This window comes from Paenibacillus sp. FSL R5-0470 (genome assembly GCF_037975205.1).
Classification (GTDB): Bacteria; Bacillota; Bacilli; order Paenibacillales; family Paenibacillaceae; genus Paenibacillus_AQ.
In genome coordinates, this window is the sequence record NZ_CP150238.1 from 474,577 (window position 1) to 501,544 (window position 26,968).

The 26,968-nt window shown below is 45.2% G+C and carries 25 protein-coding genes, 2 pseudogenes and 1 riboswitch; of the genes and pseudogenes, 17 read left to right on the top strand and 10 right to left on the bottom strand.

The window, feature by feature from the left end; all coding sequences use genetic code 11:
- Window positions 1-33: 33 nt before the first annotated feature.
- From MKY99_RS02105 to MKY99_RS02120, 4 genes are all read right to left on the bottom strand, one after another.
- The gene (locus tag MKY99_RS02105; protein ID WP_339268391.1) at window positions 34-174 is read right to left on the bottom strand and encodes a hypothetical protein; all 141 of its coding nucleotides are present in this window, start codon (window positions 172-174) and stop codon (window positions 34-36) included.
- A 61-nt stretch (window positions 175-235) separates the two neighbouring features.
- Window positions 236-1,282, bottom strand: coding sequence for an ABC transporter substrate-binding protein (locus MKY99_RS02110; protein ID WP_339268393.1), 1,047 nt, complete (start codon window positions 1,280-1,282; stop codon window positions 236-238).
- A gap of 160 nt (window positions 1,283-1,442) precedes the next feature.
- A riboswitch (TPP riboswitch) is annotated at window positions 1,443-1,553 on the bottom strand.
- Window positions 1,554-1,702: 149 nt separating this feature from the next.
- Window positions 1,703-3,154 carry a hypothetical protein gene (locus MKY99_RS02115; RefSeq protein WP_042184368.1) on the bottom strand — a complete coding sequence of 484 codons (1,452 nt, stop codon included), beginning with the start codon at window positions 3,152-3,154 and terminating at the stop codon, window positions 1,703-1,705.
- Between the two features lie 80 nt (window positions 3,155-3,234).
- Window positions 3,235-4,449: an MFS transporter gene (locus MKY99_RS02120; protein ID WP_339268395.1), complete on the bottom strand. Its 1,215-nt coding sequence runs from the start codon at window positions 4,447-4,449 to the stop codon at window positions 3,235-3,237.
- Window positions 4,450-4,610: 161 nt separating this feature from the next.
- Between MKY99_RS02120 and MKY99_RS02125 the strand changes: the two genes are divergently transcribed.
- The 6 genes and pseudogenes from MKY99_RS02125 to MKY99_RS02150 all read left to right on the top strand — a co-directional run bounded on the left by MKY99_RS02125 (window position 4,611) and on the right by MKY99_RS02150 (window position 9,686).
- Window positions 4,611-5,030 carry a pyridoxamine 5'-phosphate oxidase family protein gene (locus MKY99_RS02125; protein WP_042123646.1) on the top strand — a complete coding sequence of 140 codons (420 nt, stop codon included), beginning with the start codon at window positions 4,611-4,613 and terminating at the stop codon, window positions 5,028-5,030.
- Between the two features lie 148 nt (window positions 5,031-5,178).
- Window positions 5,179-5,853, top strand: a complete 675-nt coding sequence (locus MKY99_RS02130) for a response regulator transcription factor (RefSeq protein WP_076285173.1) — start codon at window positions 5,179-5,181, stop codon at window positions 5,851-5,853.
- Window positions 5,850-7,265, top strand: a complete 1,416-nt coding sequence (locus tag MKY99_RS02135; protein ID WP_339268398.1) for a HAMP domain-containing sensor histidine kinase — start codon at window positions 5,850-5,852, stop codon at window positions 7,263-7,265. Before MKY99_RS02130 ends, MKY99_RS02135 begins: the two co-directional genes overlap by 4 nt.
- Before the next feature lie 220 nt (window positions 7,266-7,485).
- Window positions 7,486-7,739, top strand: a pseudogene (locus MKY99_RS02140) (hypothetical protein).
- A gap of 326 nt (window positions 7,740-8,065) precedes the next feature.
- Window positions 8,066-8,641 carry a sigma-70 family RNA polymerase sigma factor gene (locus MKY99_RS02145; protein ID WP_339268400.1) on the top strand — a complete coding sequence of 192 codons (576 nt, stop codon included), beginning with the start codon at window positions 8,066-8,068 and terminating at the stop codon, window positions 8,639-8,641.
- Window positions 8,631-9,686 carry a hypothetical protein gene (locus tag MKY99_RS02150; protein ID WP_339268402.1) on the top strand — a complete coding sequence of 352 codons (1,056 nt, stop codon included), beginning with the start codon at window positions 8,631-8,633 and terminating at the stop codon, window positions 9,684-9,686. The genes MKY99_RS02145 and MKY99_RS02150 overlap by 11 nt, the downstream gene beginning before the upstream one ends.
- A gap of 375 nt (window positions 9,687-10,061) precedes the next feature.
- On the opposite strand, the pseudogene MKY99_RS02155 reads toward MKY99_RS02150, so the two are convergent.
- A pseudogene (locus MKY99_RS02155) lies at window positions 10,062-10,555 on the bottom strand (NAD-dependent dehydratase); the annotation flags it as partial.
- Between the two features lie 113 nt (window positions 10,556-10,668).
- On the opposite strand from MKY99_RS02155, the gene MKY99_RS02160 reads away from it, so the two are divergent.
- The 4 genes from MKY99_RS02160 (at window position 10,669) to MKY99_RS02175 (ending at window position 13,505) form a co-directional block, all read left to right on the top strand.
- Entirely contained in the window at window positions 10,669-11,580 is a 912-nt protein-coding gene (locus MKY99_RS02160) for an ABC transporter ATP-binding protein (protein ID WP_042184378.1), read from the top strand.
- On the top strand, window positions 11,577-12,293 hold the full coding sequence (locus MKY99_RS02165) for an ABC transporter permease (protein ID WP_076285176.1): 717 nt from the start codon (window positions 11,577-11,579) through the stop codon (window positions 12,291-12,293). Before MKY99_RS02160 ends, MKY99_RS02165 begins: the two co-directional genes overlap by 4 nt.
- Window positions 12,294-12,295: 2 nt before the next feature.
- On the top strand, window positions 12,296-13,030 hold the full coding sequence (locus MKY99_RS02170; RefSeq protein ID WP_339268404.1) for an ABC transporter permease: 735 nt from the start codon (window positions 12,296-12,298) through the stop codon (window positions 13,028-13,030).
- Window positions 13,031-13,139: 109 nt separating this feature from the next.
- Window positions 13,140-13,505 carry a metalloregulator ArsR/SmtB family transcription factor gene (locus tag MKY99_RS02175; protein ID WP_042184384.1) on the top strand — a complete coding sequence of 122 codons (366 nt, stop codon included), beginning with the start codon at window positions 13,140-13,142 and terminating at the stop codon, window positions 13,503-13,505.
- A gap of 55 nt (window positions 13,506-13,560) precedes the next feature.
- Here MKY99_RS02175 and MKY99_RS02180 read toward each other — a convergent pair whose 3' ends face one another.
- The gene (locus tag MKY99_RS02180) at window positions 13,561-14,322 is read right to left on the bottom strand and encodes a CPBP family intramembrane glutamic endopeptidase (protein WP_076300102.1); all 762 of its coding nucleotides are present in this window, start codon (window positions 14,320-14,322) and stop codon (window positions 13,561-13,563) included.
- A 232-nt stretch (window positions 14,323-14,554) separates the two neighbouring features.
- Between MKY99_RS02180 and MKY99_RS02185 the strand changes: the two genes are divergently transcribed.
- Window positions 14,555-16,801 carry a heavy metal translocating P-type ATPase gene (locus tag MKY99_RS02185; protein ID WP_339268406.1) on the top strand — a complete coding sequence of 749 codons (2,247 nt, stop codon included), beginning with the start codon at window positions 14,555-14,557 and terminating at the stop codon, window positions 16,799-16,801.
- A gap of 71 nt (window positions 16,802-16,872) precedes the next feature.
- Here MKY99_RS02185 and MKY99_RS02190 read toward each other — a convergent pair whose 3' ends face one another.
- The 3 genes from MKY99_RS02190 to MKY99_RS02200 form a co-directional block, all read right to left on the bottom strand.
- Entirely contained in the window at window positions 16,873-17,835 is a 963-nt protein-coding gene (locus tag MKY99_RS02190) for an L-lactate dehydrogenase (protein ID WP_042184390.1), read from the bottom strand.
- A gap of 172 nt (window positions 17,836-18,007) precedes the next feature.
- On the bottom strand, window positions 18,008-18,508 hold the full coding sequence (locus MKY99_RS02195; protein ID WP_042184392.1) for a cytochrome c biogenesis protein CcdC: 501 nt from the start codon (window positions 18,506-18,508) through the stop codon (window positions 18,008-18,010).
- A 235-nt stretch (window positions 18,509-18,743) separates the two neighbouring features.
- The gene (locus MKY99_RS02200) at window positions 18,744-19,004 is read right to left on the bottom strand and encodes a GlsB/YeaQ/YmgE family stress response membrane protein (RefSeq protein WP_042184394.1); all 261 of its coding nucleotides are present in this window, start codon (window positions 19,002-19,004) and stop codon (window positions 18,744-18,746) included.
- Window positions 19,005-19,253: 249 nt separating this feature from the next.
- Here MKY99_RS02200 and MKY99_RS02205 point away from each other — a divergent pair, with 249 nt between their 5' ends.
- A complete protein-coding gene (locus MKY99_RS02205; RefSeq protein ID WP_076300104.1) occupies window positions 19,254-20,303 on the top strand; it encodes a lactonase family protein in 1,050 nt (349 codons plus the stop codon).
- 128 nt (window positions 20,304-20,431) lie between these two features.
- Here MKY99_RS02205 and MKY99_RS02210 read toward each other — a convergent pair whose 3' ends face one another.
- Window positions 20,432-22,699 carry an alpha/beta hydrolase gene (locus tag MKY99_RS02210; protein WP_339268409.1) on the bottom strand — a complete coding sequence of 756 codons (2,268 nt, stop codon included), beginning with the start codon at window positions 22,697-22,699 and terminating at the stop codon, window positions 20,432-20,434.
- 388 nt (window positions 22,700-23,087) lie between these two features.
- Here MKY99_RS02210 and MKY99_RS02215 point away from each other — a divergent pair, with 388 nt between their 5' ends.
- The 5 genes from MKY99_RS02215 to MKY99_RS02235 all read left to right on the top strand — a co-directional run bounded on the left by MKY99_RS02215 (window position 23,088) and on the right by MKY99_RS02235 (window position 26,897).
- Window positions 23,088-24,215 carry a sulfate ABC transporter substrate-binding protein gene (locus MKY99_RS02215; RefSeq protein ID WP_339268411.1) on the top strand — a complete coding sequence of 376 codons (1,128 nt, stop codon included), beginning with the start codon at window positions 23,088-23,090 and terminating at the stop codon, window positions 24,213-24,215.
- A gap of 100 nt (window positions 24,216-24,315) precedes the next feature.
- On the top strand, window positions 24,316-25,170 hold the full coding sequence (cysT, locus tag MKY99_RS02220; RefSeq protein ID WP_042184402.1) for a sulfate ABC transporter permease subunit CysT: 855 nt from the start codon (window positions 24,316-24,318) through the stop codon (window positions 25,168-25,170).
- A gap of 256 nt (window positions 25,171-25,426) precedes the next feature.
- A complete protein-coding gene (locus MKY99_RS02225; RefSeq protein ID WP_339268413.1) occupies window positions 25,427-25,558 on the top strand; it encodes a hypothetical protein in 132 nt (43 codons plus the stop codon).
- Window positions 25,559-25,697: 139 nt separating this feature from the next.
- A complete protein-coding gene (cysW, locus tag MKY99_RS02230) occupies window positions 25,698-26,561 on the top strand; it encodes a sulfate ABC transporter permease subunit CysW (protein ID WP_042184404.1) in 864 nt (287 codons plus the stop codon).
- Window positions 26,562-26,672: 111 nt separating this feature from the next.
- A complete protein-coding gene (locus tag MKY99_RS02235) occupies window positions 26,673-26,897 on the top strand; it encodes a YezD family protein (protein ID WP_042184406.1) in 225 nt (74 codons plus the stop codon).
- Window positions 26,898-26,968 lie beyond the last annotated feature (71 nt).

Genomic DNA, 26,968 nt, shown 5'->3' on the forward strand with positions numbered 1-26,968 from the left:
GTTCAAAAAGCCAACTTTGATAACGAAGTGTTTTCAGGAAGCAGATTCGACGTCGAATCTTGAACGAACTTGGGAAGTCCGGTACTCACGTAGCACATCACTACGCTCCGTTCCTCCTTCCTCAAGTAACGTCCAACCTTCTTGGTTCTGAAAGCTGACTTTTTGAACTCTCATTGAAATAGGTAAGTTCAAAAGGCCAACTTTGATAACGAAGTGTTTCATTTATTATTGTTATTTACTCCGCCGGTAAAAAATCATTCGTGAATGCACTAGCTGCATCCAGCGGTTTGTCCAGCAGCTTCAAATCATACATCCAGTCGCCGTAATTCTGCCAGACCTCGGTTTTTTGCTCTCCCCAGCGTGGGGCGTCGTCCTTATATTTCGGGCTAAGCCATTTTTGGCTAGCTAGGACAAGCTCGGCATCAAGGTCAGGCACAGCCTTGGATAATGTAGAGGCAGCCTCTTCTGGATGATCAATCGCATATTGATAACCCTTCGATGTGGCTTTCAGGAAAGCCTTCACCAAATCTGGATTCTCAGAAATCTGCTTCTCACTCGTGGTCAGCACAGGGGTGTAATAATCGAGCTGAGGCGCATAATCCTTCAAGTAGAGCATATCCAGAGGCTCACCACGCAGTTCGGCTTCAATACCGGTCCAAGCGTAGAAGATCCAAGCGAAATCAATGTCACGTTTGACTGCAGTAAAATAGTCAGCTTCACCAATACTGATTAGCTTCACCTTTTTCACATCGCCACCAACAGGGTCCATGATCGCCTTCATGGCTGCTTCCTCAGCGGGAGAGCCCCAACCTCCGTAAGTTTTACCCTCAAAATCTTTTGGTGATTTAATATTGCGATCCACTGGAGCGGCGAATCCCGAAGTATTATGCTGAATAATGGCTGCAATCGAGACAAGGGGAACGCCTTGTAGACGAGCTAGAGTCAATCCTTCCTGAGCGCTGATTCCAAAAGCAGCTTCGCCAGAGGTAACCATCGTATCAGAACCCGCTGCGCCAGGTTGAACGATTTCTACATCCAGACCTTCTTCCGCGTAATAACCAAGATCCTTGGCTACGTATAGACCGGTGTGGTTCGTATTCGGTGTCCAATCCAGTGCAACCTTAACTTTGGTAAGCTCTTTTGGAACATTTGATCCGGTCGCTGCATTCGATTCCGCAGCATCTTTGTTTCCGGCTGTATTCCCATTGTTGCTGCCGCATCCGGCAATCGCAAGAATGAGCATACAGGTGAGGCTAAGCATAAGTACTTTTTTGACTTGCATGTCTTCTTCTCTCCTTTAAGGTTGCCAGATCCCGTCATCCAACATGAACCATAAAGTGTAGTATGTACATTTCTTCTACATCTTTTGTGATCTACACAAAAAAAGCGCCCCGAGTGATCGGGACGCTGGCTTGGCGCAAGGTTAGTAAAGGTCACAGGGACCAAAACCAATTGGCGATTCCTACGCTGGCATTATCCAGATCAGGTATAAGGGTCAGTATCTTGTGGGATACAATCTCAGCCGGCCAATTCCAGCACCCCTGGTTCTATGAAGTTAACGGGTATTTCTCGCTTAAACGCTAATCGTCTTTATAAGGACGCTGAAGGCGTTTATGCTTGCATACGGTGTATTATAGACGGCTGTTCTCGGAATGTCTAGTAGCACGCTCCTAAATTTTTCAAATCTCTCCGTCCGTTTTCATTAATCCAGATCTTTATGTTTCTTGCGATGACGCCGCTTAAGCTCAGTAACCAGAGCACCTAGCGTAAGGACAACACTGATCATTATCCCGCTCATAATCACGAAAAGAGCAAGAAACTCAAAGGGGGAATAGCTAACCATCTTACTCCATTGAATCTTTCCATCCAGATCGTCAATGACTTGATTCATGCCATAAATCCCACTTACCACCGTAAATACAGTGAGGATCATCAGCAGATTATCCCGGCGCTTCGACTGGAACTTATCTTGATACTGAAACAGGTCAGTCAAGGTTTCTTTTACTTCCTCGAACAGAGCGTCGTTCCCGTATACTTTACGCAGCTGAAGAAAAATCTCCCGTCCTTGCGACTGTGAAATCAGCTCCAAGAAATAGAACTTTGCCGAGAATTTATTAATCGAGTAGATTAAATTATCGATCTCATCATAATCGTGGTTTATGCGTAGTCGGGAATGCATATTTGCCAGCTTTAGCAGAACGATTTTGTGGAAAATATTGAGTAGAAATCCGTAATAATATTGCCCGTACATCTGGTTGGCGAGGCTAACGGCGATCTTTGGTTCAGCTCGGGTTAGACAGCAAAAGGTCTGCTCATTCATCATATAATACGAGTCTGGGCCCCATCGATTATAGGAATGCTCATGACAGTAGTTCGCAATATACGCTGGATCGCTGGCACTGGCATAGGGCTTCCCGTTCAGATCAATTCCATCAAGCTGAGAGGCGCGATAGCGTATATTTATACTAATCTCATCAGAATCCCCTTCACTCTGAAAGCCATAAAAGGCTTGCACCTGCATTCTTTCATCTACGAAAAAGGGAAGGGTCTCGAAATAAGCCCCATTGATATCCGAGTGATCCAGAAAAGGCTCCAGTCCATCCACCAGATTTCGGAAGACAAAATCCTCTACCATCTCATAGGTCTGTTCCCCGCAATGGATATAGGTGTAGTCATCCTGTACGAAGGTATTCTCAAGCGTCCGGAAGCGGTCCGCGAATTCCAGTGCAATACTAAAGGGTATCGAATCCCCCTCAAGCTGGACACGTATCGTCACAAATCCAAGCTGAAAAGGACATATGAATATATCCGTCGAGAGAATTTTAAAAAATATAGACTGCTGAGGAATCTCTAGAATACAGTCCAGATTATTGACTCTGGAAAAGCGGCGGAAAGAGTCTACATCCTTCTTGCGTGGAAAAAGAATGTGTGCAGCAAACGGTAAATAGGTGCGCTCCATCCGTTCATGGGAAACACAGTGATCTTCTCCGTAATAGGCATTTTCTAACTCTTTATTATCCAGAAAAAAACGTGTGAAGCCATCATCCTGCAATTGTTGGATAAGCTTCTTAGAATCACCCTTTTTTATTGAAAAGGGAAAAATAAACTGCATAAGCGCAGTATGTAATAAAGGCTCAGTTGAAAGCTTATCCATTCATCGTCCATCCTTGTGCTCAGAATATGCTTATAGATGACATTACCCTAAAAGGATTAGGTTGATACCATTTTAACATTCTAAATACTGGAACTCTTTCTTTGGACTGCTTGCCTGGATTGGAACCTCCATGCGGCAATGCTCAGCAAGAACAAGAAGGCGGCAAAACCGGCAAGTAATCCAGCAGTTTGTACCACCTTTAGATGGTCCATAGACCAGCCCATGAATAGGGGCAGCAGAGCTCCACCGACACCTCCAGCAGCGATCATTATGCTGGGTGTTGATTCTTCGGCTCCTGGCAGCATCTTGCTGGAGAAGACTAGAGCTATGGAGAAAATACCGGACATAAATAGCCCAAGTAGCATAATTACGATGAATGCAGCTAATAGATTATCTGTGAACGGAAAAAGAGCCAGCAGTAACAAGGTCAGTAAACAGCTACTTAAAATATATACACGGTAAGAAATTTTCTCTGCAATCACTCCAGCAAACAATCTTCCCGTAGACATAGCTAGCCAAAAGAAAGTGACTGTCAGCGCCGCAGCAGATTCTGTCATCCCTAGCTTTGCGATAAAGATGGCGGGCATAAAGTTGACCAGACTCATCTCCGTACCTACATAAAGAAAGAAGAAAAGGATGAAGATGCCCAGCAGAATCCATTGTTTCCCTTTATACGGAAGCTGTGTGCTGGACTGCGAGGAATGTGCGGATGCTGAGACTTTGCGGGGTGCTCGCTCGTCCAGTATGCGCTGCAGATTCCCAAAATGGCCTCTTCCCCAGAGAATGAGGGAAAGTAATGAGAAGCCAGCGACAATTAGGAATGCCAATCTCCATGCTCCGTTAGCAATGAGCGGACTGGCGATAAGAGGCATTACAAGTGCTCCTATCCCAAATAGGACTTCAAGTCGGCTCATCGCGATCGCGGTTCCTTCTGTCACAGCTCCGATAATGATGGTGCCGATGACGGCTTCGATCATACCGAAACCAAAGCCAGCCGCAACAGCAATGACATACATCCACTCCCAAGGGGGTAGAAAAGCATACGCAATCTCAGCAGTCAGGAGAAGAGCGGTGGCGATAATAATGCCTCCTCGTTTCCCGAAACGGCGATTGAGTAGGGGAGAGACAAGCACACCAGCCAGAAAACCAGCGAATTGACTAAAGATTAATTGCCCGCCGGCACTATAATTTTGGTCATAATGCTGTAGCAGAACGGGAAGAATAGATCCCAGCACTACATGAGCAAGTCCAATGACAAAGTAGGAAAGACAGCCGATCCAGATCAGTTTTTTCACGAAGTAAGCTCCTTATATTGAAAGTAGTTTATGGAGTAAGGTCGGATTCAATGTGAACCGGAAGGGTACATTATAATAAGCACCATTGTTATGATAAATCCAAACGGTGAGCTTGGATATATAAACTTTTGTTTACATGCTTGAAGGGAGAGATTTACGTAATGGATAACAAACAACTGGAGCAACTCATTATTAGAGCATTGGATGACAACAAGTTTGGTTCCTTTGGTACGATCGAAGAAGGAAATAAGCCGAAAGTACGTTACATGGCCATTTTCCATGAGGGTTTGAAGATTTATTTAGCTACGAATCGCAAAACTCATAAGGTGGAGGAATTATCGAATAATCCGAATGCTTTTTTGCTGCTTGGATATGAGTCAGGCGGAAGCAAAGACGTGCTGGAGATTGAAGCCACCGTTGCCGTTTCTAAAGATGAAGGGCTGCGCACAAAGGTGTGGAACAAAGAGCTGGAGCCATGGTTTACAGGGCCTGATGACCCTAATTATGTGATTCTTGAACTTACTCCAACGCGTATTGAGTATGTTGGCAGTAATAAAGAGCACGGCGTGTGGACTCCCTAAACCAATTTAAAATCGATTCCGAAAGCCTTCCTATCCCCCACGGGTTTAGGAGGGCTTTTTTAAAAGATAAGTCCCTGAGTGACCTGTTAAAACATGTTATAATGACTTCAACTTTTTACGTAATTTCTCAGGGGAGGACTTAAAATACATGACCGTTACTCTGTTATATATTGAAGATGACCATGAAATCGGCAGCGTCGTGTCTGCGGATTTAAGTGAGCGTGGTTATAGTGTGCGTTGGCTGCGGAGCGGGGAGGGAGCGACGGAGGAAGCGGCGCCTTGTCAATTAGCCATTCTGGATGTAATGCTTCCGGGCCTGGATGGCTTTACTGTCGGACAACGATTGAAGCGGGCGTACCCTAAGCTTCCGATCTTGATGCTCTCTGCGCGAACCTCTATTGATGATAAACTGCAGGGGCTTGAATTCGCCGATGATTATTTGACGAAGCCTTTTCATCCGGATGAATTGGCTGCCAGAATTGAAGTGCTGCTCAGGCGGAATGGGGCATCTGTTCAGGATTCGCTCACGCTTAAACACCTAGTCGTATATGAAGGGGATAACCGAGTAATAAATGCTCAGACACAGGAAGAAGTCATGCTTACGGGTAAGCAATTTCAGATTTTTTCTTATTTGCTGCGTCATCTTGGCCAGATTATGACGAAGGAGCAGATTTATGAAGCCGTTTGGGGAGAAGCCTATCTCGAAGGGGACAAAACTTTGATGGTACATATACGATATTTGCGCGAAAAGTTAGAACTTGATCCGGGCAATCCCGAAATTATAGAAACTGTCCGGGGGATCGGATATCGGGTAAGAGCATGAGGGGGTTAGGGCGCATTCGCAAGCAGCGTAACTCCTCTTTGCTATCGGGATATTTGCTTATTATTGTTTCTGCACTGCTTTTTATCCCTGTGGTCCTGCCGTTATCTTTTGTTCTCTACAATATGGTTAATGAAGTGACTAAAGGGGCTCCACCTGTAGACACCTCTCTGTATTCGAGTGTTGCAGCGCTGGAGACCATGTGGCATAAAGAGGCGCTTCAATTGGAAGCTGCTTCTTCAGAAGGCATAAATGAGCGGCTACATGAAATGAGCCGGAAATACACTGAGGCTACTATGTTTTGGGTAGATGGGCAGGGAATGACCCAGTTGATTCTCACACCTGATGAAGGCAATCCGGATCATGGCAGCGGAGTTCCGGAGCAGTGGACGGCGGCTGAGGCTATTTTTTTTATGAAAGAAAGTACAAAGCGTGATCCTTTAGCCATCGTCGCCTTCATGGGAGACCGAGTGGATGCGGGTAAAGGGTTTATGGTAATGCAAATTCCAAACAAGCTGCTCAACAAAGGGGCTTATGGGGGAGTCGGGGCTTGGGCTTTGTATTACTTTGTGCTCTTTGTACTTTTTGGAGGGTTCGCACTGGTTTCTTTGCTGTTCTTTAGAAAAATACGTAAACGGCTACTACAGCTGCAAACCGCGATGACGATTACGGGACCGGATAGAATGCCTAAGTCTATTATGACGGGCAAGCTGGATGAGATTGGCAGACTGGAGGAAGCTTTTAACACGATGGTGGCGAAGCTTGACGAAAGTCGAAAGAGGGAAATCGAAGAGGAAGAGCTTCGTAAGCGTCTAGTATCTAACCTATCTCATGATTTGCGTACACCACTAACGGTTATTCGCAGCCACATCCATGTAATGACTAAAGAGAGCTTAACCCCGCAAGGACAACAGTCCTTAGAGCTAATGGATAAGCGTATAGCGGATCTTAGCGTCTTGATCGAGAATCTTTTATCCTACAATCTCCTCAACAGCGGACGGATCACTTTGAAGAAGGAGCGTAAAGATGTCTTGCGCTTGTTGCGGGAAAGTGCTGCTGCTTGGTACCCCGTATGGGAAAAAGAGAACTTCGAGATCGATATTGACTTGGAGGCTGATCCGCTGTTCTGGATGGTGGATGAGGTCTGGTTCCGCCGTATTCTTGATAATCTGTTTCAGAATATTGTACGTCATGCCAGCAGTGGTCTTTATGTAGGGATTTCTACGGAGTCCCGTAATGGGCAACGTGTTATTTTGATTACGGATCACGGCAGAGGTATCCAGAGTCCATCCGATTACAAAGGGGCAGGATTAGGGCTGTCCATCGTGGATCTGTTAATGAAGCATATGGAGTTAGAGTGGGATATGGAGAGTACAGGAGATGGAACTTCCGTAGTAATCTTTAATCCACTGTAGAAAGAAAATAAAATCTTAGACTTACCAGTGTCATTAAGCTCTCACGGGAAAAAATAGTCAATAAAAACGAGCTCAACGGCACCCGTTTTAACAAATAACGAGCAGAATAGCGTAATATATTTGGTTGTAGTTATAATGTTTAATAGGGCCATTTAATGGTTCCAATTCTTAGGAGTTACCAATGACCTGTGTTGAAATATTTCGAAAAGGGGCAAGTTGTGTGAAAAAGACTGAAAAAATATACAACACTGCAGTAGAGGCAACTTTAGAGGTGATGGTGGGAAATGGAAACCTGTTATTCTCTTTCATCTGACATTCGGTAAGAAACGTAATAATGAATTTAAGAGCTGGAGTCTAAAGGAACTCCTACATCTGATGTGCCGTTGGGGGGATTCGCATATAGAGAGAAAGTACGAGGGAAAGGCTACCGTTCTGGCTAATTCAATGCTTACAGGGGGCCCGCCAACATTTTAACGAAAATATACACTAAGGACTATTCAATAGTTTAAAGGCCGGGTTTTCCTACTCTAGGGAATCCGGCTTTTGTTTTATTCTCGTAGTGGACGTAATGTTTAATACTTGATACCCCTTTACGATAGCCAGTGATCAGTGTGATTAGACTGGAAAATAAAGCACTAGACAGGCCATGGCTGCCATATGGGGCGTTGCACTTCTGGTAGTCTTCCTGATCGATGGCCGCCGACAATCAGCCTTTTGCAAAAAAAACAAAGGAAACCGAACTTTTTTTTGATAGAGAGACAATATAGTGTGTAAGCAGCTTACTTAGGAGGGCCCTCTGAATGCAAAGTGAATACATGTACCAGTTACTCATAAAAATGAAAGACGGTGATCAACAGGCGTTTCATACGATGTATGATGCCACCTATCAGGACGTCTACCGGACAGTCTCCTTTCTGGTGGATCATCAGCAGGATCGGGAAGATGTCATGAATGAGATCTATATGCAAATGTGGACATCACTTGCTAACTACGATACGAACCGACCTTTCCACTTCTGGCTACACGGCTTGGTAATCCGTCAAGTGCAGAGATTTCGGGTCAAGAGCTGGCGGAGATTCCGAATTTTTGAACGCATTCGTGCCTTCTCTCGGGAAGAGTCTCATTGGGATCAACCTGCTGTGTTGATGGATGGGACGAACCAAATGATATCGAAGGCAATCCAAAAACTGACCGACAAACAACGAATGGTGATCATCCTCCGCTTTTTTCACGACTATACTCTTGGGGAAATCGGGACATTGCTCGATATTCCGCTGGGTACAGTCAAGTCCAGGTATCATGCTGGCCTTCAGGCGCTTCGAAAAAACTTATGGAATCTCCCCCCAGAAAGGATGGAAAAGATCAATGCTAACTGAACGCAAAATCCGTGAACATCTGCACAAAGAGGCAGAAACTATGGAGTGCCCCCCGGTTATTTCCAAACGTATAGAACAGTCTTATTTTCAATATTTACAACCAAAAAGGAGCGGAATAACCATGAAAAAACGATTGATTGGTGGAATAGTTGCTGCTGCGATTTTAATTCCAACCGCAGCATATGCGGCCCCTACCCTGATTGAAATGTTTACTAGAACACCAATGACTGCTGAACAAGTCAAGGTGGATGAGGTTGGCAAAGCAACACTTGAGAAGCTGTATAGCACATTTCCCGAAACAAAATCTTTTGAGATAATCGATGCAAGCAGCATTCAAGGTGTCCAAACAAGCATCATACTGCAGGAAAAAGAAGGAACCGGTAAAAAGATTACCCTTCATACAAACAGTATTACGGGTGCGATTGAACACGTGATTCAAGAGAACTGGGAGCCTAAAGAGAAGCCAATCACTACTTTATCCGATCAGGAAATCAAGTCGAAGGTAGATTATCTAATTGATAAAATGTATGGCAACATCGAAGAGTACGAATTTGCTATGGAGAAAATGGAGAACCCGGATCAAAAAACGTTTATGTTGAATTACACCAAAAAGGGATCAAAAACACCGTTCTATCAGGTATTTGTTCAGAGCAATACAATCAGTGTTTCTCTGATCGGAGGTGAGACTACACCTTCAAACATTAAAGTAGAAGGTTTTTTCTCTAGAAATGGTAAGCCTGATTATTCTGCTGATGCCTATCTAAATGATGCAAAACTGTTTTCTTTACTAAAAATTAGCCCAGAAGAATTAAAACAAGAATTAGCAAAAGGTAAATCTGTTGTGGAGATTGCAGCATCTAAAAATGTCTCTAAACAACAAGTAATTGATGTCATTGCAAAAACACAGGTTGATGGACAAATTCAAGGTGAAATTAATGGTGAAGTTCCTAAAGGTAATCGTTCAAATGAACAACAGTTAAAAGCTATTGAACCAAAAGTATTACAAATTATTGAACACAAAAATGAAACACCATCGAAGAAATAACAAGTCAAGGCGCATGAGGTATAGAACCCAATGGATAATCCAGAGCCAAAAACGATCATGTTGAATTACACTAAAAAGGACAAGGACTGAACTAAACTGTTCTTCCAGGTATTTGTTCAAGGCAATACAATCAGTGTTGGGTTGGTCGGAGAATAGGAGTACAAAAACCTCGATTCTGAATGGTGACCCGTAAGATGGAACACTTTTAAAAAGTGTCCCCTCCTGCGGGTCATTTGATTTTTAATCAAAAGCACGAATGGACAGAACGGAGATTCTTAGGCGTAAAATTAGTAACGCTGCAAAGCTTAAAACCACATAAAACAAAACCAAATGTTGAGCACGTATAAGGTAGGCATTCTTAATTTATACGGTAATCTACGGGATGACTTTACGCTTGCGGAAGTCGTCAAAGATGTTCATAAACATTTCTTCGGTATCGACGAATTCGTGAAAGCCTAAACGTCGAGCCGTAGTTCCGTCGGCAAAAAAATCGTAGTCCCATGCAAACACGAAATCGCCGAATAGCCAAGAGGATACGTCTTTATAGGAATGCCGAGCAAGCCCATGCTTCTCAATCATTTTGTTCCAAAGCTGCTCCTTGTCCGCCATGACAACGTCTAGAGACATCTGCAACGGAGGCGCTGTTTCCATGCCAAAGTATTGAGCGATTTTCGGCTATAACTCATTCCAACGAAACAGGTCGCCGTTCGTAATGTTGAATGCCTGATTCGCACAGCGCTCGTCGATCGCCGCCCATACTGTTGCCTTTGCGAGAAGCCGCAGACTACAGAAGGACGGAGTGGCTACCAAGTCCAAGCCTTACCCTTATGCCGTTGTTCTAAGAAATCTTGCTGATTAAACAGCGGCGGTCTAGGACTTTATTTTCATTGAACATCCATATCGTTAAATTTAAACAAAACTTAAACTTCGTGCCGCCTTGTTCTTAACCTTGGGACGTTATGCTATTACCGAGGTGAGGAACATGAAAGAAACAGTGATTGAAACGAAGGATTTATTAAAAAAATACCGTGGCCGGGCTGCGGTGGAAAATTTAAATTTGAACATCCGCAAGGGAGAGATCTATGGCTTTCTTGGCCCGAACGGGGCAGGGAAAACAACAACAATTCGTATGCTGCTTGGACTGATCACTCCAACATCAGGAAGAATTGAAGTCTTCGGCCAGGATCTTCGCAAGCATAAACTGCAAATTTTGCGGAAGGTAGGGTCGCTTGTCGAGTCTCCATCCTATTACGGGCACTTAAGCGCTGTGGATAATCTTGAAGCCATCCGGCGTATCCTTGGTGCTCCGAAGTCACGGATTGCTGAGGTGCTAGATATTGTTTCCTTAACAGGGGAAGAGAAGCGTCCAGTTAAAGGGTTCTCCCTTGGGATGAAGCAGAGACTAGGTATTGCTGCTGCCTTGCTCGGGGAACCGGAGCTGCTTATTCTGGATGAGCCGACGAACGGACTTGACCCGTCAGGGATTCAGGAAATTCGCGGACTGATTAAACGATTGCCGCAGGAACAAGGGATTACCGTCGTAGTATCCAGTCACTTGCTTAGTGAAATTGAGCAAATGGCGGATACCGTAGGGATTATTCGTCAAGGGCAAATGGTGTACCAAGATAGTATAACGAATCTGCAGCGGCAAGCCGGGGGAGAAATGCGGTTAGCAGTCTCGGACCCGGAGGCCGCGCTGCGTCTTGCTGAAGAACGGGGGTACACAGGGATACTTCAAGACCAAAAGCTAGTCTTCTCCCGGATGATCGATGCAAGAGTTGCCTTGCTAGTCAAAGCGTTGGTAGAGAATGGGCATGCTATTTATCGTGTAGAGGAGCGGAGACAATCACTTGAGGACTTCTTCCTGCAGGTTGTAGGAGGAGAGGAATCATGATGTGGCGGGCACTGTCGGCGGATTGGCTCAAAATCCGTGGCAAGGGACTCTGGTTTCTAGTGTTTCTTGGACCGCTTGGACTTGTAGCCATGCAAGGCTTGAACTTCGGCCTTCGTTATGATTATCTTCGCGAGCAGTATAGTGCGGATTTATGGGGTGGGCTTCTGAACAATGTAGCTGCATTTGTGCCCATTGCTCTTTTTCTTGGAGGGACCTTAGTATGCTCGTTGATTGCAAATGTAGAACATCAGATGAGCTCATGGAAGCAGCTCTTGGCACTACCTATCTCACGTACTTCAGTATTTATGGCTAAGCTGGTGTTATGTTTGGTGCTAGTGGCTGTTTCTTGTTTGCTGCTCTCGGTGGGTACAGTTGGTTTAGGGCTTGTTTTGGGCTTCAAGGTCGAACTGATTCCGTATTTGGATGTGTTACGAATTGGCTTTATGTCCTATATTGCAGCATTGCCGGTTATCGCTTTGCAGCTGTGGCTTTCTCTGGCTAACCGTAATCAGACATTGCCAGTTGCTCTTGGAATAACCTTATCTCTGGTGTCTATCTTCTCCATGTTACTTTCGGAGTGGGTTCCTTTAACATGGCCATATATGGCTTGGGAATCTTCGCATCGTCTCTTATTTAGCGGTGCAGGGTTGCTGCTGGGGCTGCTGATTCTTTTGCCGGGTGCACTGCACTTCGCACGAAAGGATGTGGATTAACGATGAATTCATTTTGGAGAGTGTTGTCGGCAGAACGATTAAAAATGTCTAAATCATATGTCTGGCTTTTAGTTATAGGCAGTCCGATTTTAGCATTACTTCCCGGGGCATTGGCGGATAATCAAGGGGAGAAGATGAGTTGGGAACTGTTGTTAAATGTGATGTCCATGATGCATGCCTTGCTGTTTCTACCTGTGCTTTCGGGTATTTTCGCAGCGCTGATCTGTCGTTATGAGCATCATGACGGAGGCTGGAAGATGTTGCTGTCTCTGCCTGTGACTCGGTTATCAGTGTACCTCTCAAAATATGTGATGATTATCGGATTGCTGGCTGCGGTTCAACTAACGTTCCTGGTGATGGTGCTGGGAATGGGTTTATTCCGAAATATTCCGGATTCTATCCCTTGGTCGCTGCTGCTTAGCTCGGTATTTGGCGGCTTTATTGCCTGTCTGCCACTCGCTGCACTGCAACTGGCTATCTCTCAAGGCTGGAGCAGTTTTGGCGCACCGCTGGCGCTGAATGTGAGTCTGACCATTCCTAATATGCTGATCGCCAATTCTTCAACCTATGGCCCCTATTATCCTTGGGTACAACCGATGTTGGCTATGATGCCGTATGGTGATGACACGTTTGGGGCTTTTAATTTACCGTTCGAAACGCTGATGATGGTAGTGGGCGGTAGTTTTATTGTATTTTTTGCGGCAGGACTATTCTCCTTTTATCGTAAAGCGGTCTGATTTACAGCGATTCTTATAAACGCCTTCTCCATGGACATCCAGAGCTGGTTTTCATATAATTGAGGAAAACAATCAGCAAAGCTGACTAGCTGGTGGAGGAGGCGATAGCATGGAGCCAACGGCATTAGAAGATTGCGATAACACATGCAAGGGTTCGGAGCTTGAACCGGAATCCATTGCATTGATTCTGCCTGACCGAGAAATAACGGATAAAATGGCAGAGATGTTCAAAGCGTTGGGTGATCCCACACGAGTGCGGCTCATTTACGCTTTGTCCCAGAAAGAACTATGTGTACACGATTTGTCTGTGATCCTTGATATGGGCCAATCTGCGATATCCCATCAGCTCCGTTATTTACGGAATTTACGAATTGTGAAGCGTCGTAAAGAAGGGAAGACGGTATTTTATTCGCTCAACGATGCGCATGTAGAGCAGATTTTTCTGCAGACGCATGAACATGTCCGTCATGAATAGCTGTACTTTTCAAAAAAGAGCGGTTCTCCGATTATTGGAGAACCGCTCTTTTGCGTTAACTAGATTGATTTAGGTTGCTCGATAGGGTTGGTTTTCTAAAGGATAGAGCCAGCCAGAGACAATGCACAGCGAGTACGAGAAGGATGAATAGATCGATCCCCATATATTCGCTTGTATTATCGTTACCAACAAACTGAATTAGATTATGTACAAAATGAAACAATATCAGCGGTAGAATATTATTATTTTTCAGCATCAACAAGGTAAGCACAAAACCGATCAGAAGAGAATATACGAGCTGTAGGAGGATTTGCGTCATGTCTGTACCGGATAAAGCATTAAGCAAGTGGGTAATAGAGAAGAGTATGCTTGAAGTAATCACAGCCGTTTTAGCGCCCTTAGTGAGTAAAGTCTTGAAAATCAATCCGCGGTAAATACTTTCTTCCACAAAGGCTACAAGCAGGGTGAAGAAGATAAAGAACAACACCTCAGACGTACTGATCTCACGAAAACCTTTAAAGGATATGGTGATCAGGACGACAGCTAGAGGTGCGTAATAAATCCACTTCCCAGAGGAAATGGTATTCAGAGGACGGAAGCCAAGATCACTCCATTTGTTCTTAACCGTGAAGTAGATGATCAGTACAAGCGCGATTGGAATAAAGGAGATCAGTACAGGGGCGGTATACGAAAGCTCTTTAATTGTAGCGTAAGTCCCGGCGGCAGATACAGCTAAAAGTAACAGCACCTCAATAATAACAACGGTCCAAACTGGGTATTTCTGTGAAAAAGAAGACGTCTTGGCTAGCTTTGACATGGTCTACATTCATCCTTCCTTCTGTGTAATTTAGTTGCCAATTCATCTCGGGTGCAATCATACATGATTTACCATATTTTCACGAAAAAATCAATTTATTTAATTTTTATGAGAGCGGAGAAAAATGGTGTATATGACGTATTGACCTTCAAAAATAAAGGGAATATAATAGCAATAAGAAAACATATGAACAAGTGCTCATATATGGTTTTTATTTGAGGAGATGTGCCGTATGGATACGATGCAAGGAAAAGTAAAACGTCAGTGGGAATTAGAAGGCTTAGATTGCGCCAATTGCGCAAGGAAAATCGAAGATAAAGTGAAGAAAATCGAGGGCGTATCGTCTTGTTCCGTTAATTTTGTTACGAAGACAATGACGATGGAAACCGCCGCAGGTTATGAGGAATCGGCGATTGTTGAAGCAAAGAAAACGGTGAAGGCGCTTGAGCCCCATGTAAATGTAAGAGAGAAGACTCAGGGCAGTCGCAAGCTGCAGAATAACGGTAGTCATAAGCATGGAGAGGATCACAAACATGGCCATGAACACGATCATCAGGCTGCAGACGGACATAAGCATGATGATGCGGATGGTCACAGCCATGGCCACAGCCACGAGCATGGAGAAGGCGATACCCGTAAGATTCTACTGCGGTTAGGTGGCGGTGGGATACTCGCGCTTGCCGGAATATTCTTACCGGTGGAGGGTGTAGTAGAACTGCTGATTTTCTTAGCAGCCTATCTCATCGTGGGTAGTGAAGTTGTCTGGCAGGCGGTTAAGAACATTATCCGGGGTCAGGTATTTGATGAGAATTTCTTGATGTCTCTTGCAACCATCGGTGCTTTTGCGATTGGTGAGTATCCAGAGGGCGTAGCGGTTATGCTCTTTTACCAAATCGGAGAGTTGTTCCAAGGTCTAGCAGTAAACCGTTCACGTCGATCTATCACGGCACTTATGGATATCCGTCCCGAATTTGCTTACCTTAAGCTTGGAAATGATCTAAAACGAGTCTCCCCTGAGGAAGTAGCGATCGGTGATGTGATTGTTGTGAAACCGGGTGAGAAGGTACCTCTGGACGGAACGATCCTTGAGGGAAGCGCCATGATGGATACATCAGCACTTACCGGGGAGTCTGTACCGCGTTCGGCTGGACCGGGAAGCACAGTATTAAGTGGATTTATTAATCGGAACGGCGTTATTACAATGCAAGTTACACAGACCTTTGGAGAATCAGCCGTATCCAAAATTCTGGAGTTGGTACAGAATGCTTCAAGCAACAAAGCCAAAACAGAGAACTTTATTACTAAGTTTGCACGAGCTTACACACCTATAGTAGTGATCACAGCTGTGCTGCTAGCTATCGTTCCTCCGCTAGTGATTAGCGGGGCAACCTTCTCAGATTGGATTTACCGGGCGCTTGTATTCCTCGTAATCTCCTGTCCATGTGCGCTTGTGGTCTCGATTCCACTTGGTTTCTTCGGAGGGATTGGAGCAGCTTCACGCAGTGGTATTCTGATTAAAGGAAGCAACTATCTTGAAGCGCTGAATGATGTGAAAGTAGTTGTCTTTGATAAGACCGGAACGTTGACTAAGGGGCAATTTAAGGTTACAGGAATTTATCCGTCAGGTGGCAATTCTAAGGATGAATTGCTGCAGACAGCTGCTTATGCGGAGAGCCATTCGAACCATCCGATTGCCGAATCGATTAGGGCAGCTTATGGAGAACAGATTTCTAAGGAAGCGATCTCGAATTACAACGAAATCTCCGGTCATGGGATCGAGGTTTCGATTGAAGGCAAGACCGTACTTGCAGGTAACGCGCGTCTGATGGAGCGAGAGGGCATAACTTATGAGGTGCCTGCGCAGAGCGGTACAGTTGTTCACATCGCGGTGGATCATCAGTATGGGGGTTATCTGGTGATTGCAGATGAAGTGAAGGAAGACTCGCAGCAGGCTATTCAGAGCCTCAAGAAGCTTGGCATCCGTAAAACGGTGATGTTAACTGGCGATGCTTCTTCTGTAGCTGAAGATGTTGGGAAGCAGTTAGGTGTAGATGAGGTTCACGCGGAGCTTTTGCCGCAGCATAAGGTAGAGGCCATCGAGAAGCTGGATCGTGAAAAGTCACATCGCGAGAAAATTATTTTTGTCGGTGATGGAATTAACGATACCCCAGTACTAGCTAGAGCAGATGTTGGGATCGCAATGGGCGGACTGGGCTCCGATGCTGCGATTGAAGCGGCAGATATTGTAATTATGACCGATGAACCTTCGAAGATTCCTGTTGCTATCGGCATTGCCAAGCGTACACGGATGATCGTATGGCAAAATATTATTTTCGCTTTAGGTGTTAAAGCTATATTTCTTATTCTCGGCGCATTTGGGATTGCCACGATGTGGGAGGCTGTATTCTCAGATGTTGGGGTAACCGTGCTGGCTGTACTGAACAGTATCCGAGCATTAAAGGTTAAAGATCAAGGATAAAAAAATCGCTCTTTAGGGTATTGGTGTTATCTACCGATCCCCAAAGAGCGATTTTTTCCGTTTGCAGGAGATTAAATGCTGTCTTCCAAGTGTAGGCTCTCAATGCCTGAGCGAACAATGCTGCAGGAGGCGTTGAATTTCTCCGCTTCTTCGGTGTTTAGGTTAAGCTCCAGTAGTTCTTGAATTCCAGTGTTGCCAATAATGGCAGGTACGCCGGTACATATACCACTTTGCCCGTACTCTCCATCCAGAATTGCGGATACGGCAATGATCTTATGCTCATCATTCAGAATGGAACGAGTAATGTAAGCCAGTGCGCTGCCAATACCGAAATGTGTGGAGCCTTTTTTAGTGAATATCTCCCAGCCCGCATCTTTGGTCTTGCGGGAGATATCCTCCAGATCCAGATGCTGGAACCGCTCACGATGCTGATCCATAATTTGCAGGATGGGCTTGCCGCCAATCGTCACATGTGACCAAGCTACAAACTGGGATTCACCATGTTCTCCAAGTGCGTAGCCGTTAACGCTGCGTGGGTCTATGGAGAACACATCAGACAGTAGTGTCTTTAGGCGCGAAGAGTCAATGGAGGTTCCTGTACCAATGATTCTGTGGCGAGGCAGCCCTGATATTTTCCATACCATATAAGTGACAATATCGACTGGATTAGCGGCGACTACGAATATTCCATCGAATCCCCCAGCCATAATGTTGGTGATAATTTCTCTAGTAATGACTGCAGAGGCTTCAAGGACGTCAAGTCTTGTCTGCCCTGCCTTTGGATTAGCGCCGGCGGTTAAGATAACTACATCCATTCCTGCGCAGTCGCTATGGGTTCCTGCATACACCTTGGTACGTGTGCTTGTGAAATCCATGCAGTGTGAGAGATCAAGTGCTTGTGCCATAGCGCGGTCATAGGTGCGGTCGATCATCATGATCTCGTCGCAAATGGCCTGATTGACCATGGAGTAGGCGCAGCTGGAACCGACCATCCCGGCACCGACGATGGCAACTTTTCTTGATTTACTTTTCAATTGCCTTGACCTCGCTTTCTATTGTTAGGTATGCATATATTTTAACGTATCCCTCCACAAGTTACCTAACATCGGACACAGAAAAATGTTTTTTCCTACATGGTATTCATCCACGTAAGAAGCCATCTCAATCGTATGAATTGAAATGGCTTCTTAGAATAACAACATATACTTATGACTGTAAGGACTGTGCCTCCGAGGAGGTCATAGCTTTATAACGTTTGTACATAAAGAATCTCCAATGAAGAATCATTCCGAAGGCTAAGATGAAGAATAATCCACCGGACTGAGGGATACTGACATAACTATTAATAAATTCATGAAGTAAGGTGCGAACTAAAAGGAGTCCGAGCAGAATGAAAGCAAAGCTCTTAGAACGCTGAGCATAAATTTGTCCATCCCGTTGTTCGAAGTTTGTGCTGCGTATTAGAGGATACGCGAAGATGAACCAGCCAATCAAAAAGGCGAGTGCTGCCCACCATAAAGGAAACCTAACTTCAGGTACAACGAACATGGCAAAGCCAGTCGACATCCCGAGAGGTGGAATCCATATTTTTCGAATGGTAACCGGACGTGCGCTAGCTTTTAGACGAATAAAAATAACCATTAGCGCCATGAGCAAGGTCCCTATAGTGGAGCCGATATGTAGGAGTGAGGGGTTAATGCTACCCATGATTCACGACCTCTCTATGATTTGAGTCACTTTTATCTCCATTATAACAGAAAAACGATGGCAGAACATTGAAGTGTAGCCGCTGTATGGAGGTAGTAGCTCCGTGAAAAGCACTGCATACTACATTAAGTAGAAAGAGGCCGAAAACACCAAATAGCAGGTCAAGGTAGTTAACCTTGACCTGCTATTTTTTTAATAATATAAGTAGTCCAACAATTATTGGTTCAGCCTAAGCTTATGAACGGCTACGCCCATTTGTTGAGCGAAGAATAAGGCTGACGATAAAGATCAGAACAACGGCTCCGATCAAAGAAGGGAAGAAATAGAAATCACTTACTTTAGGTCCCCAGCTTCCCAGAAGCACGCCACCGAGCCATGAACCGATAATACCTGCGATAATGTTACCAATTACCCCGCCTGGAATATCTCTGCCCATAATCAGACCCGCTAACCAACCAATGATCCCACCAACAATTAACATCCATAAAAAACTCATGTTACTTCAACTCCTTCGTTTTGTTGTTTTCGATGTCTACTATTAACCTTGCCAATCATGTTTAAACCACTTGTAAAAACTTACTACTGCCGGGAGAGTTAGGAAATGGCTTCGAAATTGAACTCGATAATGTATTACAACTATAAACATGCTATAGTGAAAAAATATTATAAAATACTGAGTGAGTTGCTATCAGTAAAGGGTAATTAAGAAGTAAATACAATTTATACAAACAAAGGAGTCGCTACTATGGAACGGCTTAATGAGGTATTGTTTTATGTGGGAACGTACAACCCTGAAGGTGAGGAAGCTATTCTACTCTGCTCACTTAGTCCGTCATCAGGGGAAATGAAGATTCTTGAGGGTACTAAGGGCATTGAGAATCCATCGTTTTTAGCAGTAAACAGCACAGGCAGCGTGCTCTATGCGGTTAGTGAGAAGGATGAGGGCGAGGTCTATGCTTTTGCTATTGATCCTGTTACTAAAGCGTTGAGTCCACTTGGAAGTCGTCCTACGGAAGGTGGCGCTCCTTGTTATGTCTCGATCAGTCCTAAGCAAGATTACATATTCGTCTCTAATTATTCCGGTGGCAATGCCAACGTATTTCCAGTAAATGAGGATGGTTCGCTTCAGGTCATGTCTGATCAAGTGAAACATGTAGGTTCAGGAATTCGTGAAGACCGTCAGGAAGCTCCGCATCCACACTCCGTCATTCCGGATGGAAGCGGCAAGCATATACTGGTTTGCGACTTGGGACTGGATCAAATCCTGATTTATCGCCTTGAAGAAGGTAAGCTGTCTAAGCATCGGGAGATTAATCTTCCACCAGGTTCAGGCCCACGCCATTTGGCGGTACACCCTTCAGGACAATGGATTTATCTGGCGAATGAGCTAAACTGTACCGTAACGGTATTTGCTAATGATGAGCAGAATGGAAATCTCAGCATTTTACAGCATGTCAGCACGCTTCCAGAGCAATATAATGCGGGTAGTGATGATACAGCTTCCGATATTCATGTATCGCCATGTGGTAAATTCTTGTATGTCTCAAACCGGGGACAAGATAGTATCGCCTTGTTCCATATTGAGGGTTCAACAGGTCATCTTGAAGCGGTAGATTGGCAGGTTACAGGCGGACGTACTCCGCGTAATTTCGCCATTATTGGTGGCAAGCTGCTCGCTGCGAATCAAAATAGTGATATTATTACTTCGTTCTCCATCGATAGTGACAGTGGCAGATTAATTCCTACAGGGAACGAGCTGAAGATAAAGACACCGGTCTGTATTCAAGCCGTGTAGGCTGGGAATAGGTTATTGTATGTTTCAATGTTAGAGGCTATTCCCCCAAATTCATCAAAATAAAAGGCCTTCCAATCAGCTGTACATGTGCTGAGGGAAGGCCTTAAATGGTATAATGGCAAGTTACCTTAAAACATATTTCGAATTCCTAGATCGTAAAAGCCGATGTCATCTAGCATGATTTTATCTCCCTCGGCTTCAAGGTAGAAGGTGATTTCCGTCAGGTTCTCAGGCTCTAGCTCAGGTTCTTCCTCCTGAAACTGTTCGAACGGCATCTCATAGGTCTGAAATACAGCTTCGGACAGATCACCGTACTTCCCATCATTAATCCGTTCTTCAAGCCATGGGAATAACGTGAACTGAGTTTGCGGAAGTGGAAGAATATCCATTACCTCACTTAACGGCAAGCGTGCCGAGGTATCATTTTTGTCAGTTAACTCAACCTCTACATTGGGAGGTAGCGGAATACTTAGTTCATCTTTGATATCACCATTGAGGTTTGCTAAGGAAAATGTAAGGCCATCTGCGTCTGAAAGGGCCATTTCAGTAACAACACTGTCTTTAAGCTTAATGTTGTAATAAGCTTCCTCGTCTTTTTTGGCTGTGCGTTCAAGAACGACACCATATGTGGCTTTGCTCTTCGATTCACGATCCTTCGCGAGCTCTTCCGACCAGGATAATCCGGATGCTTCTGCTGTTCCGAGATTAACGGTATTCTTGTTGCGGTCCTCGTCAAATGTGGCTACAGGCCGATATCCCCCATCCTGGAATCGATTGTAGTAAGTGGTCTCCGGTAGCCATTTCAGTCCGCTGCGGTAATCCCGGAACAAGCTCTGGTATTCGTCTTTTCCATGCAAAGTGGTCTCTAGAAAAGCTGATACATACACTTTAGCGATTTGCCGCTGCTTGTCTGCATCCATAGTTTGCGCTCGATTTAAAAAGAGGCCAGCAGGTAATGTCTGATCATACGCGCCCCAATCACTGTTGAATTGACTGTGATTGGCGTCCGCAATATACAGCGAGCTTTTGAAAGCAGGGGATCCAGGAGAATAGGAAGTACGTATATACTGGCGGTCACCATAGAAATCATGTACATCCCCATCACGAGCCCCTTGCAGAGTCAAATAGTTGACATCCTTGAGACGGGCTTGCTGATCGTCTATCGTTTTATCCGTAGGGGCAAGGGCGACCACAGAGGCTATATTAAAACGATCTACTGCCTTCATAACGGGATCATTTTTGAACCAACGTTCGGCGTCTGCTGCCATAGCAACAGCTTGTCCTCCACGGCTATGGCCGAGCAGGGCGGTTTTTGTGAAATCTATTTTTTGATAAAAAGGATTGTCTGGTTCATCCGAGAAAGCTGCTAGCTGTTCCAGGTGTTTCAGAATGATCCAGGTCCGTACTTTGAAATCATTGTCCGGAATACCGGACCAAGCAGAATAGTTCAGGAAATTCTCATCCAGCGAAATTGCGATAAACCCCCGGCTGGCCAAGAGTTCACCGAGATAAGCGTACCCTCCGTCAGAGTAATCTTCCATCATATGATTTCCGTGCACCATCAGAACTACCGGATAGGGACCATCGCCCTCAGGCATCCATACTCGGCCGTTCAGTGGAAGTGCATTATAATCAAATCCCCAGAATAAAGTGCGGAGTTTTGACCAATCCTTAATATAAGCAGAAGCATCTACTGTAGAAGAGATCACATTGGTATCCTTGCCGTATTCGGTCCGATGCAGATCCTTACCGCTGGCATAAGTGAAGGTCTGATAGGCTTGATTGCCAGGTTGTGACGGACTTGCGGCTGTCAATGGAATCACATCAGAATCACTGATATCAATGGGTTCCAAAGTAGGTATTTCCTGCACTCCGTTTGCCAGAGCAAGTTGGGAAAAAGTTACCGTAATGGTAAGCAGAAGTCCCATGGTTATTCTTTTGCTGCGCAGCAGTCCGATGGCTAATCCGCCCAATGCACCTAATACGGATAGTAGAACAGCAATGAGAGCCGCAGCTTCAATCTCAAAGTCTGCGTAATATAAGATTAGTAGAATCGCTCCAACATCGCTCAATACACAGCCTGCGAATAGTCGTGGGATGCGCAGTCCGGTCAACGCGATCAGTACAGCAATGATATTGCTGGCAATGGCCAGCAGAATGGTACTCGTACCTGCAGCAAGTGCAATATCTGTTGGCACCCCTAATCCAGTGGGTATACCTAATACGGCAGTGGTGAAGGCTAAAAAGCAAACGATCCAAAGACCAGCGATTGCTGTCCTCCAGACCGTTGTATCATAACGGTAAGTTCCCCTAATCCTTCGACTAATTTCTTGAGACATTCTCCTATGAAGCCGTGGTCTTATCGGCGCAGGGACGTACTCTAAATCCATACCCATGATTCTCACTCCCGACATTAAGCGGTAATTTCTCTAGACCATAAGCTGTAGCAATAATATTACTTTATAGCATCAATAACAAGTGGATCTTACAGGAACCCACACCATTGCCTGTATAGCGTGGGATTTGAAAGATTCCTTTGTCATTGGTTGGAAAAAAAGGTTTGACACGGTTAAAGGGTTTCAGTATTATATCCATATAAACCAACTAAGTAGATAGGAATAATTGAAGAAAGTTCTTACCGTACAGACGGAGGAACGCCTGCATTAGGCTCGCAGACACGTGTCATAGGACCGGTTTGACCTGCCATACGTGGGCTTTCCTCCGTTCTTTTTGTTATCCACAGGAAAGAAATGATGGCAAGAAAAACATGGGGGAGTGGAAAAGATGAAGAAAAAGATGAATAAAGGGCTTCTTGTAGGGTTTAGCTTGTTGCTGACGGCAGGGCTTACTACTGCTTGCGGCAGCAATAACAACAACGGCAATAGTGCTAGTTCGGCAACAGACGCACCAGCAACAACCAATTCAGCGGAGGCCACAAATGCGGCTGAAGCAACAAAAACTCCATCTAAAGATCCAGTAGAACTACTGAACGTATCTTATGACCCTACTCGCGAATTGTACGAGAATTATAATAAAGCTTTTGCTGCCTATTGGGAGAAAGAAACAGGACAGAAGGTCACCATTAAACAATCCCACGGTGGATCGGGGAAACAAAGCCGTGCTGTACTTGATGGTCTGGAAGCGGATGTTGTGACCTTAGCACTTGGTTATGATATTGATGCCTTGCAGGAAAAGGGACTTATTAATGAAGGCTGGCAAAGTAAATTTGATCATAACAGTTCACCGTACACCTCGACGATCGTATTCTTAGTACGCAAAGGAAATCCAAAAGGAATCAAAGATTGGCCGGATTTGCTTAAGGAAGGCGTAGAAGTGATTACACCAAATCCGAAAACATCAGGTGGCGCACGTTGGAACTACTTGGCGGCGTGGGGTTACGCGCTAGACCACAACAATAACGACGAAGCTAAGGCTGAGGAATTTGTAAAAGAATTGTTCAAACATGTTCCGGTGCTGGATACGGGTGCGCGCGGTTCTACAACCACTTTTGTAGAGCGTGGAATTGGCGATGTGCTGATTGCATGGGAGAATGAAGCTTACCTTTCTGTAGAAGAGCTTGGTCCAGATAAATTCGATATCGTAAATCCATCTGAGAGCATTCTGGCTGAACCGCCGGTAGCAATAGTAGATAAGGTTGTGGATAAAAGAAATACGCGTGAAGTGTCCGAGGCTTACTTGAAGTATCTCTATACGGAGGAAGGACAAAAAATCGCGGCTGAGAACTACTACCGTCCAACGCTAGAAAGCGTGAAAGAACAATATAAAGATAAGTTTCCGGAAATAAAGCTCTTCACATTGGCTGATAAATTCGGAACCTGGAAAGAAACGCAAGAGAAGCATTTTAACGATGGCGGGATCTTTGACAAGATCTATGTGCCGGGTGCTAAATAACAGATTAATAAAACGAAAATTATATTTTTCTTTAAGAGATTTGTCCCTAGTAAGGGGCTGATCGGCTAACCTGCCGAAGGCGAGAAAGGATGAATAGGGGATGAATGTCACCGCAACGACTACAGCTGTATCGGCGACAACGCGGCGAAGGATACTACCCGGTTTTGGGATAACGATGGGGTACAGCGTACTTTACCTGAGTCTCGTGGTACTCTTGCCACTTTCAGCATTGTTGTTCAATTCTACTGGGCTGAGCTGGGCGAAATTCTGGGATGTAGCTACCGATCCGCGTGTATTGGCTTCGTATCGTGTCAGCCTGTCTACGGCAGCGGCTGCTGCTTTTGTGGATGCTATTCTAGGTCTCTTGCTGGCGTGGGTACTAGTGCGTTACGAATTTCCGGGCAAAAGAATATTTGATGCGCTGATCGATCTTCCGTTTGCTTTACCGACAGCTGTAGCTGGTGTCTCCTTGACGGCTCTTTATGCCACAAATGGTTGGATCGGGGCGTGGCTTGAGCCACTAGGATTAAAGGTGGCATTTACTCCGCTTGGCATTACCCTTGCCTTAATGTTCATCGGGATACCGTTCGTCGTGCGAACGGTACAGCCGGTGCTGGAGGATTTGGACCGAGATATGGAGGAAGCCTCGGCAACCCTCGGTGCAGGCCGCTGGAGAACCTTTCGTTCAGTAGTACTGCCTGAGCTGTTCCCGCCGTTGTTAACAGGCTTTGCTTTGGCATTTGCCCGTGGTATTGGTGAATTCGGCTCTGTTGTGTTCATCTCCGGCAATATGCCGATGAGAACGGAGATTGCTCCTTTACTTATTATGTCCAAACTGGAGCAGTATGATTACGCTGGTGCTACCGCCGTTGCGTTGCTCCTGCTTCTCATTTCCTTTTTAATGCTGTTAGTCATTAATACGCTCCAGCGTTGGGTGCGTAAGACTTCGCGGTAAGTCTTTCGGTTTTACTCAGATTTTATTCCCTATTCTCTAATGTTTTTGTATTAGAACTTGCTGAGCGAGTATTAGCGAGGCTACATCCGAACAGGTAAATGACGACTTTATTTTACGAAGCATACTCGCTTCCATGAAATGCAGAACCTCGGTAAATTGAGGAGTCGCAGAGTAAATTCGCTTTGTAGTTGGAGGAGCGATAGCGATCTCGAGTTTTGAAACCAGATGACTGGTAAAAAAGGAGCGGAGAGGAATTTTGGAACTGGAGAAGCGCCAGCGTTCGCCTTTATCCTCGGATTTCTACCGCGAGGAGCGGTTCAAATCAGGAAATCTGAGGATAACAGCGATCGGAAGTCCAATATTCCTTGGAGTGACTCATTACCAGTAATTAGGGTCAACAAATTCGGAGATAGCAGACCATCCGATAACTCCCAAATTCACTCGAAGACACATCATATTTCCCGTTGTTCGGCATTTTTCAGAAGCTAATCATGCTTTCGTAAAACCCTTTAAAGGAGGAATAACTTGTGGCAGGCACCATCCCACTCCAAGCCCCCCGGCTACAGAAGAATACGTCCTCGCCAGCGACAACGGAAACCAAGGCTGTAAAATGGGTGTTGATCGGAGCTGCTGGACTAGTCCTTTTTTGGCTGATTGCCTTGCCTTTGATTGTTGTGCTGACAGAGGCGCTGAAAAAGGGCTGGGACGTATATATAGCTGCTCTGACCGATCCAGATGCCCGATCCGCTTTACGGCTGACGTTGCTTGTTGCAGCGATCACTGTACCACTGAATACCTTTTTTGGCGTAGCGGCTGCATGGGCAGTAACCAAGTTTCGTTTTCGCGGCAAAGGGTTTCTCATTACCTTGATAGATCTCCCCTTTGCAGTATCGCCTGTCATCGGCGGTCTGATCTTTGTGCTCGTCTTCGGCGCCAACGGTTGGTTTGGCCCTTGGCTGAGCGCCCATGATATCAAGATCGTATTTGCGCTTCCAGGCATCGTGTTGGCCACGCTGTTTGTGACCTTTCCCTTTGTGGCACGTGAGTTGATTCCACTGATGGAGGATCAAGGGACACAGGAGGAAGAGGCAGCGATTACCCTCGGAGCACATGGGTGGCAAATCTTTTTCAGAGTCACGCTTCCTAATATTAAATGGGGTTTATTGTACGGTATTATTTTGTGTAATGCGCGGGCCATGGGCGAGTTCGGCGCAGTTTCTGTGGTGTCCGGGCATATACGTGGGGAGACGAATACACTGCCGCTGCATGTTGAGATTTTGTACAATGAATATCAATTTTCAGCCTCTTTTGCAGTAGCTTCACTGCTCCTGTTGTTGGCTTTGGTGACGATGATTATTAAAAGCTGGTTATCACGAAAAAATGCCCATTGACAGTACTTTTGGTTCCGTGCTAAGTTAATTCATAGTATACGGGTTGGTAATAACGGAATTATGGAATTTAGGCGGATATAATCCTTTGGATGGGGAAAGGGAGGCTAGAGAATGGCTAAACCGCTGAAAGTGGATGATTTATGGCTTACGCGGATTGCAGGGCTTCTGGATGATATGGAATTTGGCTCCTTGCACATCGTAGTGCATGAAGGTCAGATTGTTCAGATGGAGCGTACGGAACGCAAACGTTTTGAGAATGGCAATGGCAACGCAAACGGGCGTTACATTAATGAGAGTGGAACCCGGCGGGCCGATTCCCAATCGGCAGGACGTTGATACAATCTCGGGCAATCATAAAGGTATATATCATATTTAAGAATAAACGCTAATAACCCACTCCTGAATAG